Below are 16,718 nucleotides of genomic sequence, written 5' to 3'. Positions count from 1 at the left end.
CACAAAGCCGATCGAAGTCAGGGCTTTACGAACAATACATGTGGGCCGGAAACGCTGCGATCTGCGTGTCAGGCCTTGGATATCCGGAGCTCGTCCTTGGCAGATACCAAGCCCTCGCCTCTGGCCTCGATCGAGGCCGTCGAAGCCGGTCTCGCGGCGCAGGGCTATATTGCCAGCCGCCAGATCGCGACCGCGGTATATCTCAGCCAGGCGATCGGGAAGCCGATCCTGGTCGAGGGTCCGGCCGGCGTCGGCAAGACCGAACTGGCGAAAGCGATCGCCGCCTGGCGCGGCCTGAAGATGATCCGCCTGCAATGCTATGAGGGGCTGGACGAGGCCAAGGCGCTGTACGAGTGGAAATATGCCAAGCAGCTGCTCTACACCCAGATCCTGAAGGACAAGCTCGGGGAAGTGCTGAGCGGCGCCGCGACGCTGCATGCGGCGCTGGGCCAGCTGCATGATTTCGGCGACGTGTTCTTCTCCCGCGAATTCGTCGAGCCGCGGCCGCTGCTGCAGGCGATGCTGGAGCCGAAAGGCTGCGTGCTCCTGATCGACGAGATCGATAAGTCGGATGCCGAGTTCGAATCGCTCTTGCTGGAAATCCTCTCCGATTTCCAGGTCACCATTCCTGAGCTCGGCACCATCGCCGCCGCCAGCGCGCCCACCGTGATCCTGACCTCCAATTCCGAGCGCAATCTCGGCGACGCGCTAAAGCGCCGCTGCCTGCATCTGCATATCGGCTTCCCCGAGCAGCGGCTGGAGGAGCGCATCGTCGAGAGCCGCGTGCCCGGCATCTCGCAAGTTCTGCGCCGGCAGCTCGTCGGCTTCATCCACGACATCCGCACGCTCGACCTGAAGAAGCAGCCTTCCGTCAGCGAGACCATCGACTGGGCCCGCGTGCTGGTGCTTTTGCAGGCCGCCGAGCTGGGCCATGAGGTGGTCCGCGACACGCTCAACGTGCTCTTGAAATACGAGTCCGACATCGAGGTGGCGCTCCCGCAGGTAACGACATTCGTCGCCAAGGCGCAGCGCCAGAACATCTTCGGGTAAGCCTCATGCAGGAGAACCTGCATCGCTTCTTTCGGGCCGCGCGCGGCGCCGGTGTGCATGTCTCGCCGGCCGAGAGCATCGATGCGATGCGGGCCGTGGCCGCGGTCGGCTTGTCCGACCGGAGCGTCCTGCGCGACGCGCTGCTGCTGACGCTGGCCAAGAGCGAGGACGAGAAGAAGGTGCTCGGTGCCTGCTTCGATCTGTTCTTCGCGCAGCCCGAGCCTGACCCTGCACAGCCGCAAAGCGCGCAGGATGAGACGGCGGAAGCAGATGCAGCAGCTTCCTCGCAACCCTCGCAGGACGCCGGTGGCCAGACCAGCAGCAATCTCGGTCCGCTGGCGCAAATGCTGCTATCGCAGGACCGCAACGAGATTTCGGCCGCCATTGCCAACGCCGCAAGCGCCACCGGATTAACTGATATCCGCTACTTCACCCAGCGCGGGCTATTCTCCAACCGCATGCTGGAGGCGATGGGCATCCAGCGGCTGCGCGATGATCTCGACGCGCTGACCGAAGCCAATCCTGCGCTCGCCGAGCGGCTGCAGGCCGCGCTTGATGCCCTGCGTGAGACCGTGCGCGATACGGTGGCGCAGGCGCTCGCGCTTTATGGCCGCGAGGAGGCCGAGAATTTGCGCCATGAGGTGCTGCGCAACGCGCCGCTGTCGCGGATCGAGCCGCGGCAGGTCGATGAGATGCGCGCGCTGATCCGGCAGATTGCGCGCCGCCTGCGCGAGCGCTATGCCAAGCCCCGCAAACGACAACGCCGCGGCCATCTCGACGTCCGCCGCACGCTCCGCCGCAACGCCGCCTGGGGCAGCGTGCCATTCCTCACAGCTTGGAAGCGCCGGCATCGCGACAAGCCGAAGATCGTCGCGCTCTGCGACGTCTCAGGCTCGGTGGCGCGCGTCTCGGATTTCTTCCTGCTTCTCATCCACAGCCTGCATGAGGTGGTCAGCGACGTCCGCTCCTTTGCCTTCTCCGGGCACCTGATCGAGGTCAGCGACATCCTGGAGAGCAAGCCGCCCGAGGAAGCGATGGCCGAGATCATGGGCAAGGTCGGCTTCGGCTCGTCGGATTACGGCTCGTCCTTCGTCGATTTCGAGAAGCAGTTCATGAGTTCGGTGACGCAGCAGACCACCGTGATCGTGCTGGGCGATGCCCGCAGCAACAATCTCGATCCCGGTGCCGACATCGTCAAGCGCATCTCCGAGCGCGCCAAGCGGCTGGTCTGGCTCAATCCCGAGGGCCGCATGACCTGGGGCTGGGGCGATTCCGAGATGCCACGCTACCAGACCTTCTGCAACGTCGTGCGCCAATGCGCGACCGCGCAGCAGCTCGAACGCGCGGTGAGCGATATCGTTGCGACGTATGGGTGACGTTGAGGCACCCGACGCTCTTGAGAGTAAGTCTCCGCGGTCGTCCCGGCCAAGCGAGCGTAGCGAGCGCGAGCCGGGATCCATAACCACCGGCAGTGATGAGGTGGCGCGCTGGAGCAACAGCTCACCGCAACACAAACGGCGGTGGTTATGGGTCCCGGCTCAAGGCCGGGACGACACCTATTGCTTGTTTAACGGCAGCGCCTACCGCCCCCCGGACGTCCGCTTCAACAGCGCTGCCCGCTGCTGATCGGTGAAGGCAACACCCGATTTCTTCTCGACCACCTTGATCGCCCACGATCGCAGCGGATCGTCGTCCGCCTTGGCCGGTTCACGCAGCATGCCGACGCTCATCTCGAGCAGCTTCGCATCGGCTTGATGATCGACAACCACACCGCCCAGCGACGGCACGGCGAGCGTGCCGATGACAGCACCAAGGCCGGCGGCCACCGCAGCAACCACGGCCGACTTCCAATCCACGATCTCGTCCCCCATTTTCTTCACGCCCACACGCCGCCACCGTCGCGCGGCTTTCTGTCCCTCGCATGGCGATCTCTGGTCTTTGATTTGGCGGCGCCGAGACGCGCCCCAATTCGGATGTCATCGCCCGCGAAGGCGGGCGATCCAGTACGCCGCGACCTTCGAGCCGGGCGACGACGACGGGAAAAGACAATGCTGTGCAATACGTCATTGCGAGCGAAGCGAACAATCCAGCGCTGCGCGTGAGTCCGGATTGCTTCGTCGCGTTGCTCCTCGCAATGACGATGTGGTGAGAGCTCGCTCCCGATGACCGGCCGAAGACGCAGTCGCCTACCCCGGCACGACCGCCGTCGCCTCGATCTCCAGCCGTGCCGCCTTCTCGACCAGGCGCACCACCTGCACGAGTGCCATCGCGGGATAATGGCTGCCGAAGATCTCGCGATAGATCCGGCCGAGCTCCTTGAGGTTGGCGAGATACTCGTCCATGTCGACGACATACCACGTCAGCCGCACCAGATGTTCGGGACGCGCACCGCCTTCCGCAAGAATCGCCGCGATGTTTTCCAGCACCTGGCGCGCCTGCGCGAGGAAGCCGTCGGGCAGATGCTCATGCTGATCCCAGCCGATCACGCCGCCGGTGACGACGATGCGCCCCTCGGCGCTGATGCCATTGGCATAACCTTTCGGCATCGGCCAGCCGCTCGGCTGCAGCACGCGCAAGCCTGTCGCTGCGTCGCTGGACGCATCATTGGTCTTGGCCGATGGCAGCACCGCCAGCGTCGGCGCTTTGGGCGTGCTCACGATGATCACTCCTTCATCTCATTCCGCAGCGAGACCCGACGACGCGGCCCCTGCCGCCGCGAGCTGACGCAGCGCGAAGCGCTTCAGCTTGCCGGTCTCGGTCTTCGGCAGTTGCGCCACGAACTCGATGGCACGCGGATATTTGTATGGCGCGATCTCGCGCTTGACATGCTCCTGCAGCTCCGCAACCAGCGCGTCGCTGCCCTCTGTGCCCGACACCAGCACCACATAGGCCTTGACGATGGTGCCCCGCGCCTCGTCAGGTGCGCCGACCACGCCGCATTCGGCTACGGCCGGATGACTGAGCAGCGCCGCCTCGACGTCGGGCCCCGCAATGTTGTAGCCGGCCGAGATGATCATGTCGTCGGAGCGCGACTGGTACCAGAAGTAGCCATCGGCATCCATCACATAGGTGTCGCCGGTGATATTCCATCCGTTCTGAACATATTTGCGCTGTCGCTCATCGGCGAGATAGCGGCAGCCGGTCGGCCCGCGCACCGCGAGCCGTCCCATGGTACCCGGCGAAACGTCACGCCCCTCGTCGTCGACGATCTTCGCTTCATAGCCCGGCACCGGCTTGCCGGTGGCGCCGGGCCGGATCTCGTCCTCGGTCGCACTGATGAAGATGTGCAGCATCTCGGTCGAGCCGATGCCGTCCATCAGCTTCAACCCTGTCGCCTTCTGCCAGGCGTCGAACGTCGCCTTCGGCAGGGTCTCGCCGGCCGAGACGCATTTGCGCAGCGAGGAGATGTCGCAACCGCCGAGCTTGCTCAGCATCGCGCGATAGGCGGTCGGCGCGGTGAAGCAGACGGTTGCCTTGTAGCGCTCGATTGCTGGGAGCAGTTCGTCCGGCACGGTCTTTTCCAGCACGACATAGGACGCCCCGATATGCATCGGGAACAGCACGCCGCCAAAGCCGAAGGTGAAGGCGAGCGGCGCCGAGCCGATGAAACGGTCGTCCTGGCGCGCACGCAGCACGTTCCGGGCATAGCCGTCGCAGACCGCGAGCATGTCGCGGTGGAAATGCATGGTGCCCTTGGGGTCGCCTGTAGTGCCCGAAGTGAAGGCGATCAGGCAGAGATCATCGGCGGCGGTGTCGACGGCGGTGAACTCAGGGTTTGCATCGGCCATCAGCGCTTCCAGCGAATCCGGCTTGCCGGTGCCCCAATAGACCACGCGCTGCAGTGCCGGCGCCGCAACCTTGGCTTTTTCCATCTCGTCAGCCAGCTTGCCGTCGCACAGCGCCAGCGATATCTGCGCCTTCTGGATCGGATAGGCGAGTTCCTTGGCGCGGAGCAGCGGCATGGTGGCGACCACGATGCCGCCGGCCTTGATGACGGCGAGATACGTCGCGACCATCATCGGGTTGTTGGCGGAGCGCAGCAGCACCCGGCCGCCGGTGACGAGGCCAAGCTTGGTTACAAGCACGTTGGCGATCCTGTTCACCAGGGCCTGCAGCTCGCGATAGGAGTAGCTGATATCAGGACTGATGATGCAGGGCGCATCGCCCCTGCCCTCCGCCACCCACCGGTCGAGGAAATGCGTCACGCAATTCAGCCGGGGCGGATATTGCAGCTCCGGCCGGGTGAAGATGAAGTCCGGCCAGAGCTCGCGCGGCGGCAGATTGTCCTGCGCGAAGGTGTCGACATGAGCAGTCGCGGCGATCGACGCCGCATTCTGTGGACCCCCGGCTTTGGCGGCATTGGCCATCGCACGCTCCTCGTCTGGAAAGGACGCCTGGCACGTTTCAAGTCTCAATATTTTAGACCTAAAACATCTCGGCGCAAGATCCGAACATTGTGCAGTGCGCGCTCGTTCTCTAGGCGCCGACTTCCGATCTCAGCGGTCAGCCAACTGTTTCAGCCGCAACACCATGGCGGATCCGGGATCGGCCAGCGGCGCGATCGCGGTGAAATGATTGGCACCGGCAACCTCATCATAGCGCGTCGCGACGCCAGCGGCGCCCCAGCGGTCGGCGATGACGCGGCTCTGACGCAGATATTCCGCGCTCTCATTGCCACCGACCACGGCGTCAAGACTCTTGCCCGCGGGCGCCGCCCAGAACAGCGGGCTAGCCGCCCGGGCCGACGCCGCGTCCATGCCGACTGCCTTGTTGACGAAGGTACCGACCAAAGGCTCGAGCTCGAACAGGCCGGAGATCGCGTAGGCCGCACGCACGAGATCGCGCGAAACCGACGGATCGAATGCACGCCAGTCGGTCGCCAGCAGGCAGGCCGCCAGATGCCCGCCGGCGGAATGGCCGCTGACGACGAGCGGCCTGCCGAGCTTCGCCAGCTCGCGCGCGGCCCCCCGCATCTGCCCGATGATTGTGTCGATCGTCACCTGCGGACAGAGATCATAGGTCGGCACGGCGACGGTGACGCCATGCGCGTTCAGGCCGCGCGCACAGTGGCTGAAGGAGGAGCCATCCAGCGCCTGCCAGTAGCCGCCATGGATGAAGACGACGAGCGCACCATCACCATCCGCCTCGAACAGGTCGATGATGTGACGCGGACCCGGACCATAAGCAAGCCGCCGTGGCGCCTTCTGCTCCCGGTAGGCCGCAGCATCCCGCGCCCAGCCGGCCATCAGTTGCGCGTGCTCCGGCACCCGCGCGCGATTGTTGTACTCGGCCTCGTAGTCGATCGTATCCGTGCTGCTCACGTTCACCCTTCCCGGCGTTGCACGGCCTTTTGCGCGGAGCCCTTTGTCTTGGCGAGCAGCCGCATCAAGTCGCGCACATCCTTCTCGGTCAGCTCGCCAAAAATGTCGGCGATCCAGGTTTCGTGCTCGGCCGCCATCCTGCGAAACTCGGCCCGTCCGAGCTTGGTCAGCCGGATCACCTGGACGCGGCGGTCGGTGTCGGAGGTGCGGCGGTCGAGATGGCCCGATTCGACCAGGCGCTCCACCAGCCCGGTCACGTTGCCGTTCGAGACCATCATCCGCTTGGAGACATCCGACAGCGTCATGCCGTCGGGCGCCTTGTCGAGCTGCGCCATCAGGTCGAAGCGCGGCAGGGTCACGTCGAAGCGCTCGCGCAAGCGGCTGCGGATCTCGCCTTCGATCAGGGTCGTGCAGGTCAGGAGCCGCAGCCACAGCCGCAGCTCCTCGGCATGGTGCTCGGGCTGCTCGACGGCCTTGGTTTCGGAATCGAGGGTCATAACGGCATCATACGCGCGAAGGGAAGAGAAGCGATGACTTTGACCTTCAAAGAGTTCACCGGGCAAGGAAAAACATGATGGTGCGAGCCGCCCTGGCGCTCCCGAGCAATTCTTTTAGACTTCAAGCAATTGGCGCGGCGCTTGCATGCGCCGGTCCCCGCCGCAGGCGCAACACGTCTGTCGCTTGCGGCAAAGGGCTGCATCGGACTAGGCTTGAGCCGCCGGCGGTTATCTGGCCGAGTGCAACAGCACCGTGCAAAAGCGTCAATCTGGGGAAGTTGTCATGAGAACGAGTTCGAAGCTGGTGGGCCTTGCACTTCTCGCCGGCATCGCGGCGACGCCGGCACTGGCGGCCGACAAGATCAAGATCGGCGTCATTGTCACGCTGTCGGGACCGGCGGCCGCGCTCGGCCAGCAGGTCCGTGACGGCTTCAATCTCGCGGTCAAGGACCTCGGCGGCAAGATGGGCGGCAAGGAGGTCGAGGTCGTTATTGCCGACGACGAGCTGAAGCCGGATGCGGCGATCACCAAAGTGAAAGGCCTCCTGGAACGCGACAAGGTCGATTTCGTGGTCGGGCCGATCTTCTCGAACATGCTGCAGGCGATCCATCGGCCGGTGACCGAGAGCAAAACCTTCCTGATCAGCCCGAACGCGGGGCCATCGAGCTACGCCGGCAAGGAGTGCAACCCGTTCTTCTACGTGACGTCGTACCAGAACGACCAGGTGCACGAGATCCTCGGTAAGGTGGCGCAAGACCGCGGCTACAAGCGCGTCTATCTCCTGGTGCCGAACTATCAGGCCGGCCGCGACTCGGTCGCCGGCTTCAAGCTCGACTACAAGGGCGAGATCGTGGAAGAATCCTACGTGCCGCTCAACACGCTCGACTTCCAGCCGGAGCTGAGCAAGATCGCCTCGCAGAAGCCCGATGCCGTCTTCACGTTCATGCCAGGCGGCATGGGCGTGAACCTGGTCAAGCAATACAGGCAGGCCGGCCTTGCCGACAGCATTCCGGTGCTCTCCGCCTTCACGGTCGATGAATCCACCCTGCCGGCGCAGCAGGACGCGGCGGTCGGCATGTTCGGCGGCGCCGACTGGGCGCCCAATCTCGACAATCCCGCCAGCAAGAAGTTCGTCACCGGCTATGAAGCCGCCTATAACAGCGTGCCCGGCACCTACGCGATGCAGGCCTATGATGCCGCGCTTCTGATCGACAGCGCGGTGAAGTCGGTGGGCGGTGATCTCGCCAACAAGGACGCGGTGGCGGCGGCGCTGAAGAAGGCCGACTTCACCTCGCTGCGCGGCAGCTTCAAGTTCAACACCAACGGCTACCCGATCCAGGACTTCTATCTTACCAAGGTCGCCAAGCGTCCAGACGGCAAATTCCAGACCGAGATCGTTCAGAAGGTGTTCGAGAATTACGGCGACCGCTACGCCAAGGACTGCGCGGCCAAGTGAACCCGACAAGTAAATCGGAAGTAGACCTCAAGGAGTATACTCGATGAGCCACCCCGAGATCGCCGGCATCACCCGCGCCAATGAGGGCATTCAGGGCATCACCTGGAACATTCTCGGCCAGACCTACGTGCCGAAGAACCGGACCGAGCACAGCTTCTCCTGGCACGCGACCTTCCCGACCGGCACCTTCGTGCCGCCGCACATCCATCCCGATCAGGACGAATATCTGTACATTCTGGAGGGTCGGCTCGACTTCATGCTCGACGGGGTCGATGAATATGCCACCGCAGGCGACACGGTGCGGCTGCCGATGGGCAAGCCGCACGGCATCTTCAACAAGTCGGGGCAGACCGCGAAGACGCTGTTCTGGGTGTCGCCGACGCGCCGGCTCTACGACCTGTTCTGGGCAATCCACAACATGCGCGAGCAGAACCCGGACGATGTGGTCAAGCTCGCGGCCGAGCACAACATCCACTTCCTGCCGCCCCCGCCGCAGTAAACGACGAAAACGTTGGCGTACAACCTGTCGCCCAGGATGCGGTGCGATCCCTCGCCCCGTTCTTGCGGGGTCGCGACGCGCTTTGCCCGCGCCGTGAGGGTTGGAGTGAGGAGCAGACGCACGATCGGTGGGCGTTGCTAGACCTGTACCCCCTCACCCGGATTGCATCTGGCGATGCAATCCGACCTCTCCCCGCAAGCGGGGCGAGGTAAGACTGAGCAAGCCGCGGCAGGTGCGCGCATGCACTAGCAGCAGCAAGATGATGTCACGACGCTTGCCGGGTCACCATGCGTGCGGCAAAGCCGGCCCGCGTCGCGTAGCCGCGCACGATCGCCTCGCGGGCCTCGTAGTTGAGGATGGTGTCGACGTCGGTGAACCCTTGCGGCGCGAGCTGCTCGATCGCGTCGATCACGCCCTCTGGACCGCCCCGCCGGTTCGCTGCGACGATCTCGCTCGTCATCGGCAGCCGCTGCTGCTCGTAGGCGGCGAGCGCCTGGCGCGGATGCTCCGAGCGCGCCAGCGCATCGGCCAACGCGCGCGCATCGAGGATAGCCTGGGAGGCGCCGTTGGAGCCGACCGGGTACATCGGATGCGCCGCGTCGCCGAGCAGCGTGACGCGGCCACAGGTCCAATAGGGCAACGGATCGCGATCGCAGCAGGGATATTCCCAGAACTCGGGCGTGGCGCGCACCAGCGCACCGAAATCGACCTGAGGAATCGAGAAGCCCTGGACGTGCGGCATCAATTCCTCGGCGCGGCCGAGCCGCGACCAGTCCTCGCGCCGTGGCGGCGGGGCGCTGCCATCGCCGAGCCGGACCAGCACCGCCCAGTTGGTGAGCCGGCTCGCCGGGCTCGAGCCTTCGGCGATCGGATACACCACCGCTTTGGCGTTGAGACCCCCGGCGATGATCATGGACCGGCCGGTCAGGAAGGCCGGCCAGTCAATGGCGCCGCGCCACAGCATCAGCCCGTTCCAGCAGGGCGGGCCTTCGCTCGGAAACAGCGTCTCGCGCACCTTGGAATGGATGCCGTCGGCACCGATCAGCACGTCGCCGCGCACCGTGCGAACATGCGCGCCGGAGCGGTCAAAGAAATAGGCGGTCACCCCGCCCTCGTCCTGCGTGAACGCACCCAGCCGGCAGCCGGTGTGAATGGCGCCCTCGCCCAGCCGCTCGACCACCGCCTGATGGATCACGCCCTGCAGGCGGCCGCGATGGATGGAGAATTGCGGCACCTCGTGGCCGGCGTCCAGCCCGCGCTTCTCGTGCCAGACCTGCTGGCCGTGCCGGGTCAGGTAAAACAGCTCATAGGTGCGGATCGCAACCTGGTCCAGCCTATCGAGCAGCCCGAGCTGCGCCAGCTCGCGGATCGCATGCGGCAGCGTGTTGATGCCGACGCCGAGCTCGCGGATCGTATCCGCCTGCTCGAACAGCTCGCAATCGATGCCGCGCGCCCGCAACATCAACGCCGTGGTCAGACCGCCGATACCGCCGCCGACAATGATCGCCTTCATCACCCGTACTCCACTCGCTGCCGGTTGCCGCTAGCGTCGCATGGCCCCTTACTCTGCCGCAAGCGGCTTGGCAGCCTCCGCCTTCAACTCGGCGCGGGTCTTCGGCTTAGCCTTGATCTTGAGGTCCTCGAAATCCTGCCGATCCCGCACGCTGTTGCGGAAGATCTGCTCCTTGCCCGGCAGATATTGCGGTGGACAGAACACCTCGGCGCCATACCAGGCTGCGGCTTTTATGGTGAAGGCCGCATCGACCAGATGCGGGCGGCCGAGTGCGACGAGATCAGCGCGGCCGGCGGCGAGGATGGTGTTGACCTGATCGGCGGTGGTGATGTTGCCGACGCACATGGTGGCGACGCGCGCCTCGTTCCTGACCTGGTCGGAGAACGGCGTCTGGAACATGCGGCCGTAGATCGGCTGCGCCTCGCGCACGGTCTGGCCAGTGGAGACGTCGACGAGGTCGACACCGGCCTCCGCAAAGGCGCGCGCGATCAGGACGGCGTCATCCCCGGTGATGCCGCCCTCGGCCCAGTCCGTCGCGGAGATGCGCACCGACATCGGCTTGTGCGCCGGCCAAATGGCGCGCATTGCCGCGAACACTTCGAGCGGAAAGCGCAGCCGGTTCTGCAGCGGGCCGCCATAGTCGTCCGTTCGCTGGTTGGTCAGCGGCGAGATGAAGCTCGCGAGCAGATAGCCATGGGCGCAATGCAGCTCCAGCATGTCGAAGCCGCAGCGTTCACCGCGCTCGGTCGCTGCGAGGAAATCGTCTCTGATCCGATCCATCGCGGCGCGATCGAGCTCGCGCGGCACCCGGCTGTCCGGGAAGTACGGCAAAGGCGACGCGGACACCACGTCCCAGCCGCCCTGTTCGAGCGGCCGGTCCATGCCGTCCCACATCAGCTTGGTCGCGCCCTTGCGGCCGGCATGGCCGAGCTGCAGCGCAAACCTGGCCCGCGAATTGGCATGGACGAAGTCGACGATCCGCTTCCACGCGGCTTCCTGTTCGTCGTTCCACAGGCCGGCGCAACCCGGCGTGATGCGCGCGTCGCGACTGATGCAGGTCATCTCGGTGAAGATGAGGCCAGCGCCGCCGATCGCGCGCGAGCCGTAATGCACCAGATGGAAGTCGCCCGGCACGCCCTCTTCCGCCGAATACATGCACATCGGTGACACCACCGCGCGATTGTTCACAGTCATCTCGCGCAGCCGCAGCGGCTGGAACATCGGCGCGACGGGCTTGTCGACATCGACGTCAAAACCCTCAGCATGAACCTGCCGGGCAAAAGCCTTGTCGACCTCGGCAACGAAGTCCGGCGCGCGCAGCGTGAGATTGTCGTAGGTGATCGCTTTCGCCCGCGTCATCACGCCGAACGCGAACTGCACCGGATCGAACCGCCAGAAGCGATCGACATGCTCGAACCATACCAGCGAGACGTCGGCAGCGTGCTGCGTCTTCTCCACCTCCTCGCGTCGGCCGTGCTCGTAAGCATCAAGCGCGGACGCCACGTTGGGCGCGCGCTGCATGGCCTCGGCCAGCGCGATCGCATCCTCCATCGCCAGCTTGGTGCCGGAGCCGATTGAGAAATGCGCGCTGGCCTTGGCATCGCCAAGCAGCACCATGTTGCCCTTGACCCAGCGCTTGTTGCGGATCATCGGGAAATTGCGCCACATCGAGCGGTTGGTGAGCAGCGGGTGATCGCCGAGGAACCAACCGAAGATCTGTTTCATGCGCTCGGCCGATTGCCGCTCGTCGAGACCGGTCAACCCGGCACGTTCGAACGTCGCCGGATCGGTCTCGAAGATCCAGGTCGAATGCCCCGCCTCATATTGATAGGCATGGGCGATGAACGGGCCCCACTCCGTCTCCTGGAAGATGAAGGTGAAGGCGTCGAGCGGCCTGGTCGAGCCCATCCAGGCGAATTTGTTGCTGCGCAGGTCAACCTCGGGCGCGAAGTGATCGACATATTTCTCGCGGAAGCGGCTGTTGATGCCGTCGGCGACGATGACGAGATCGGCATCGGCAAAGCGCGACTCGTCCTCGATCTCGATCTCGAAATGCAGGACAACGCCGAGCTCGCGGGCACGATCCTGCAGGATCGTCAGCAGGGTTCGCCGCGCGCAGCCGCAGAAACCGTTGCCGCCGACGCGATGCACCGTGCCGCGGAAATGCACGGCGATATCGTCCCAATAGGCAAATTCCTGGGTGATGCGGCGATAGCTCGGCGGATCGTATGTCTCGAAATTGTCGAGCGTGGCATCGGAGAACACGACCCCGAAGCCGAACGTGTCGTCGGCGCGATTGCGTTCATACACCGCGATGTCGGCATGCGGCCGCTGCTTCCTCAGCAGGATCGCCGCATAGAGGCCGGCGGGTCCGCCGCCGATGATCGCGATCTTCATGAGAGCCTCCGGAAGATGCCAGGCGAAAATATTTTAAACCTAAAATATCTCCTGACAAGCCCCACGCCGCGCGCGGCCTCAATTCCCCTGGAACACCGGCTTGCTCTTGGCCGCGAAAGCCTCGAAGGCGCGCTTGAAATCCTCGGTTGTCATGCACAAGGCCTGGGCAATCGCCTCCGCCTCGATCGCCTCCTCCACCGACATCGCCCATTCCATTGCCAGCATGCGCTTGGTCATGGTGTTGGCGAAGGTCGGTCCGTCGGCGATCTCACGCGCCAGCGCCGCGGCCTGCGGCAGCACCTCGCCAGGCGCGACGATCCGGTTGAAAAAGCCCCAGCGCTCGCCCTCCTCCGCGCTCATGAAGCGGCCGGTGTAGAGCAGCTCGGAGGCGCGCGATTGCCCGATGATGCGCGGCAGGATGGCGCAGGCGCCCATGTCGCAGCCGGCCAGCCCGACCTTGTTGAACAGGAATGCGACCTTGGCGCCGGTTGCAGCGAGCCTGATATCCGAGGCCATTGCGACGATGGCGCCGGCACCGGCGCAGATGCCTTCGACCGCGGCCACGATCGGCTGCGGGCAGGCGCGCATTGCCTTCACCAGATCGCCCGTCATGCGGGTGAAGGCGGTCAGTCCCTTGGTGTCCATCTTCACCAGCGGACCGATGATCTCGAACACGTCGCCGCCGGACGAGAAGTTGCCGCCTGCACCAGTCACCACGATGGTCTTCACGTCATCATCGAACGCACAAGCACGGAAGAAATCGGTGAGCTCGCGGTAGCTGTCGAAGGTCAGCGGATTCTTCCGCTCGGGCCGGTTGAGCGTCACGGTGGCGACGCGGTCAGAGACCTGCAGCAGGAAGTGGCTTGGCTTGTAGTTCGCCAGCGGTACCGTCACGGGATTGGCAGGGCTCGACATGGAAGCTCCCTTCTGGCTTCTCGTTCGTTTAGAAGCCTGAGATCATACCTCGCCGCCGGCGACCGCGATCGCCTGGCCTGTGATTGCGCTGGCGCCCGCGCCGCACAACCAGAGCACGGTGTCCGCGACCTCCTGCGGCCTGACGAGACGACCTTGCGGGTTGTGCTTCGCGAGTTCGGCCGCGGCCTGTTCGCGGCCGCGTCCGGTCTTGTTCATGATGGTATCGATGCTGCCGGCGACGAGATCAGTGTCGGTAAAGCCGGGACATACCGCATTGACGGTCACGTTGGTGGACGCGAGCTCCAGCGCCAGCGAGCGCATCAGACCGACCACCGCATGCTTGGCCGCCACATAGGCGGAGACATAGGGATAGCCCTTGAGGCCCGCGGTCGAGGCAACCATCACGATGCGGCCATAAGGCCGGTCCTTCATCGCCGGCAACGCCGCCTGCACCGTGTGCACGACACCCATGAAATTGATGTCCATCATGCGCCGGAACAGCGCCGCATCTGATTTCACAAACGGAGCGGACTCCGCAGCGCCGGCATTGGCAACCAGGATATCGATCGGCTGCCGCGCGGCGGCCAGGCCGATCGCAGCGGTCAGCGCATCCTGATCGGCAACGTCGGCCACGGCCATATGGTCGGCACAGCCGCCCGCGATCGCAGCCTCGAGCGTTGCGCGATTGCGGCCCACGATCGTCACGGTCGCGCCAGCGCGTTTCAGCGCACGCGCGATCTCGCGGCCGATGCCGCGGCTACCGCCCGTCACCAGCGCATGCGCGGAAGCAGGCAATCCGGACATGCACGAGGCTCCTCATCATCGACGCCATGTTGAACCGAAGATATTTTAACCTTCAAATTTATGCAACACAGGCGGCAGATGGCATGCGATGTGCTTGACAGGCGCGATACCGCAGATAGCGTCGTCGCTCGAAAGGCCGGTCCGGGACAGATGCGCGCCACCAGCAAGATCATGACGACAGCGGATCGCCGCTTCGGTTACGAAGCGGCGGGCGATCCGGCGCGACCGACCCTGGTGTTCCTGCACGGCATAGGTGGTGCGGCGCGGGCCTGGCGCGGCCAGCTCGAAGCCTTCGGCGATCGCTATCATGCCATAGCCTGGGATATGCCGGGCTATGGCCGGTCGAAACCTCTCACTGCGGTCAGCATCGTAACTCTGGCAGATGCGCTGCAAGACTTCCTCGCGCAACTCCACGCGCATAGGACGATCCTGGTCGGCCATTCGATCGGCGGCATGATCGTGCAGCAATGGCTGACGGCCCATCCAAAGGATGCCGCCGCGGTCGTGCTGGCGCAGACCAGCCCCGCCTTTGGCAAAGCGGACGGTGACTGGCAAAGGTCCTTCATCGCGGCGCGGCTCGGCCCGCTCGATCGCGGCGCTACCATGGCCGAGCTCGCGCCCGCGCTGGTCAAGGAGCTGGTTGGCGATGACCCGGATCCGGATGGCCTGGAGCTGGCGCGTTCTTGCATGGCCGGCGTTCCCGAGGCCAGCTATCGCGCCAGCATGCTGGCGCTGCTCGGCTTCGACCAGCGTAACGCGCTGAAGGACATCAAGGTGCCGGCTTTGGTGCTCTCCGGTTCCAAGGACAACAACGCCCCGGCGCCGATGATGGCGAAGATGGCAAGCTACATTCCGGGCGCGAGCTATGTGGAGCTCGAGCGTGCCGGGCACCTCGTCAATCTCGAGCAGCCGGCCGTCTTCAATGCCGCGCTCGACCAATTCCTCAGAGGCCGCGTGACAGCAGAGGCGAGGACGTGACATGACGCTTCAAGTCAAAACAAGCGCCACGGCATCAGGCCAGGCACTCGATGCACCGATGTTCGATCCCGCCGCGTTCAGGCTTACCGCCGAGCAGGCCGAGATCATTGCGCGCGCCCGCGAGCTTGGCCAGAGCGTGTTCGCTGGCCGCGCCGCGAGTTATGATCGCGATGCGATCTTCCCGACCGAGAACTACAAGGATCTGCATCGCGCCGGCTTGCTCGGCATTGCGATCCCCAAGGCGCATGGAGGCTTCGGCGCCGACTACCAGACCTACGCGCTGGCTGCCGCCGAAATCGGCCGCTATTGCGGCGCCACTGCGCTCACCTGGAACATGCATGTGTGCTCGACCTTGTGGTCCGGTCCCCTTGCCGACGATCTCGACATGGACGAGGCCACGCGCGCAGACCACGAGCGCCGGCGTGCCATTCACTACAAGCGCATCATCGAGGATGGGGCGATCTATTCGCAGCCGTTCTCTGAAGGCGGTGCGGCGGCCGCCGGCGGCGTCGCGTTCGGCACCGAGGCCAAGCCGGTGAAGGGCGGCTGGCTCGTCAATGGCAAGAAGATCTTCGCCTCGCTCGCCGGACACGCCGACTATTACGGCGTGCTCTGCACCGAGGTGGCCGAGGGCGAGAAAGCCTCGCGCCGCAACACGCTCTACCTCGCCGTGCCAGCGACCACCGCGGGCGTCTCGGTGGTCGGCGACTGGGATCCTCTGGGCATGCGCGGCACTGTCTCGCGCACGCTGCTGTTCAAGGACGTATTCGTTGGCGAGGACGCAGCGCTGATGCCGCGCGGCGTCTACTTCCAAGCCGCCCAGCGCTGGCCGCACATGTTCCTGACGTTGTCGCCGACTTATATGGGTCTCGCGCAAGCTGCATTCGACTTCACCGTGCGTTACCTCCGGGGCGAGGTGCCCGGCATGCCGCCGGTTAAGCGGCGGATGTATCCGACCAAGCAGATCGCTGTCGCACAGATGCAGATCAAGCTGGAGCAGATCAAGAGCATCTGGTTCCAGGCGGTGACCGAAGCCCGCGCCAATCCGACCAAGGAGCAGGTGCTGCGCGCCTATGCGGCGCAATATTCGGCCATGGAAGGCGCCAATGAGCTGGCCGCGCTGGCGATCCGCACCTGCGGCGGACAATCGATGCTGAAATCTCTGCCGCTGGAGCGTATCTATCGCGACAGCCGCTGCGGCTCGCTGATGCTGCCCTGGACCGCCGAGCTCTGCCTCGACCGCATCGGCCGCGAGGCGTTGTATGAGCCCGGCGAGACGGACGACTGA

At 64.9% G+C, this 16,718-nt stretch carries 15 protein-coding genes; 6 read left to right on the top strand and 9 right to left on the bottom strand.

What is annotated here, in order from left to right; all coding sequences use genetic code 11:
- Positions 1 to 96 precede the first annotated feature (96 nt).
- Together P6U24_RS13090 and P6U24_RS13085 are read left to right on the top strand one after the other, a co-directional pair.
- The gene (locus P6U24_RS13090; RefSeq protein WP_407159512.1) at positions 97 to 1,050 is read left to right on the top strand and encodes an AAA family ATPase; all 954 of its coding nucleotides are present in this window, start codon (positions 97 to 99) and stop codon (positions 1,048 to 1,050) included.
- A gap of 5 nt (positions 1,051 to 1,055) precedes the next feature.
- The gene (locus P6U24_RS13085; RefSeq protein WP_407159511.1) at positions 1,056 to 2,426 is read left to right on the top strand and encodes a vWA domain-containing protein; all 1,371 of its coding nucleotides are present in this window, start codon (positions 1,056 to 1,058) and stop codon (positions 2,424 to 2,426) included.
- A gap of 204 nt (positions 2,427 to 2,630) precedes the next feature.
- On the opposite strand, the gene P6U24_RS13080 is transcribed toward P6U24_RS13085, so the two are convergent.
- The 5 genes from P6U24_RS13080 to P6U24_RS13060 form a co-directional block, all read right to left on the bottom strand.
- A complete protein-coding gene (locus P6U24_RS13080; RefSeq protein WP_407160441.1) occupies positions 2,631 to 2,906 on the bottom strand; it encodes a hypothetical protein in 276 nt (91 codons plus the stop codon).
- Positions 2,907 to 3,236: 330 nt separating this feature from the next.
- A complete protein-coding gene (locus tag P6U24_RS13075; protein ID WP_407159510.1) occupies positions 3,237 to 3,707 on the bottom strand; it encodes a RidA family protein in 471 nt (156 codons plus the stop codon).
- Between the two features lie 18 nt (positions 3,708 to 3,725).
- Positions 3,726 to 5,417 carry a benzoate-CoA ligase family protein gene (locus tag P6U24_RS13070; RefSeq protein WP_407159509.1) on the bottom strand — a complete coding sequence of 564 codons (1,692 nt, stop codon included), beginning with the start codon at positions 5,415 to 5,417 and terminating at the stop codon, positions 3,726 to 3,728.
- 129 nt (positions 5,418 to 5,546) lie between these two features.
- On the bottom strand, positions 5,547 to 6,371 hold the full coding sequence (locus P6U24_RS13065; protein WP_407159508.1) for an alpha/beta hydrolase: 825 nt from the start codon (positions 6,369 to 6,371) through the stop codon (positions 5,547 to 5,549).
- Positions 6,372 to 6,373: 2 nt separating this feature from the next.
- Entirely contained in the window at positions 6,374 to 6,868 is a 495-nt protein-coding gene (locus P6U24_RS13060) for a MarR family winged helix-turn-helix transcriptional regulator (protein WP_407159507.1), read from the bottom strand.
- Positions 6,869 to 7,151: 283 nt separating this feature from the next.
- Between P6U24_RS13060 and P6U24_RS13055 the strand changes: the two genes are divergently transcribed.
- Entirely contained in the window at positions 7,152 to 8,324 is a 1,173-nt protein-coding gene (locus P6U24_RS13055; protein WP_407159506.1) for an ABC transporter substrate-binding protein, read from the top strand.
- A 43-nt stretch (positions 8,325 to 8,367) separates the two neighbouring features.
- A complete protein-coding gene (locus tag P6U24_RS13050) occupies positions 8,368 to 8,823 on the top strand; it encodes a cupin domain-containing protein (protein ID WP_407159505.1) in 456 nt (151 codons plus the stop codon).
- 265 nt (positions 8,824 to 9,088) lie between these two features.
- Here the strand turns inward: P6U24_RS13050 and P6U24_RS13045 are convergent, their stop codons facing one another.
- The 4 genes from P6U24_RS13045 to P6U24_RS13030 form a co-directional block, all read right to left on the bottom strand.
- Positions 9,089 to 10,336, bottom strand: a complete 1,248-nt coding sequence (locus P6U24_RS13045) for a flavin-dependent oxidoreductase (RefSeq protein WP_407159504.1) — start codon at positions 10,334 to 10,336, stop codon at positions 9,089 to 9,091.
- A gap of 48 nt (positions 10,337 to 10,384) precedes the next feature.
- Positions 10,385 to 12,733 carry a bifunctional salicylyl-CoA 5-hydroxylase/oxidoreductase gene (locus P6U24_RS13040; RefSeq protein ID WP_407159503.1) on the bottom strand — a complete coding sequence of 783 codons (2,349 nt, stop codon included), beginning with the start codon at positions 12,731 to 12,733 and terminating at the stop codon, positions 10,385 to 10,387.
- Between the two features lie 78 nt (positions 12,734 to 12,811).
- The gene (locus P6U24_RS13035) at positions 12,812 to 13,648 is read right to left on the bottom strand and encodes an enoyl-CoA hydratase family protein (RefSeq protein WP_407159502.1); all 837 of its coding nucleotides are present in this window, start codon (positions 13,646 to 13,648) and stop codon (positions 12,812 to 12,814) included.
- A gap of 42 nt (positions 13,649 to 13,690) precedes the next feature.
- Positions 13,691 to 14,452, bottom strand: a complete 762-nt coding sequence (locus tag P6U24_RS13030; protein ID WP_407159501.1) for an SDR family NAD(P)-dependent oxidoreductase — start codon at positions 14,450 to 14,452, stop codon at positions 13,691 to 13,693.
- A gap of 150 nt (positions 14,453 to 14,602) precedes the next feature.
- Here P6U24_RS13030 and P6U24_RS13025 point away from each other — a divergent pair, with 150 nt between their 5' ends.
- Both P6U24_RS13025 and P6U24_RS13020 read left to right on the top strand, forming a co-directional pair.
- Positions 14,603 to 15,430 carry an alpha/beta fold hydrolase gene (locus tag P6U24_RS13025; RefSeq protein WP_407159500.1) on the top strand — a complete coding sequence of 276 codons (828 nt, stop codon included), beginning with the start codon at positions 14,603 to 14,605 and terminating at the stop codon, positions 15,428 to 15,430.
- Between the two features lies 1 nt (position 15,431).
- Complete coding sequence (locus tag P6U24_RS13020) at positions 15,432 to 16,718, top strand: acyl-CoA dehydrogenase family protein (RefSeq protein ID WP_407159499.1); 1,287 nt, start codon at positions 15,432 to 15,434, stop codon at positions 16,716 to 16,718.

Origin of the sequence: Bradyrhizobium sp. STM 3557 (genome assembly GCF_045571465.1) — a bacterium.
GTDB lineage: Bacteria > Pseudomonadota > Alphaproteobacteria > Rhizobiales > Xanthobacteraceae > Bradyrhizobium.
Note: the sequence above shows the minus strand (reverse complement) of the source record. Positions and strands in the feature narration are given on the sequence as shown.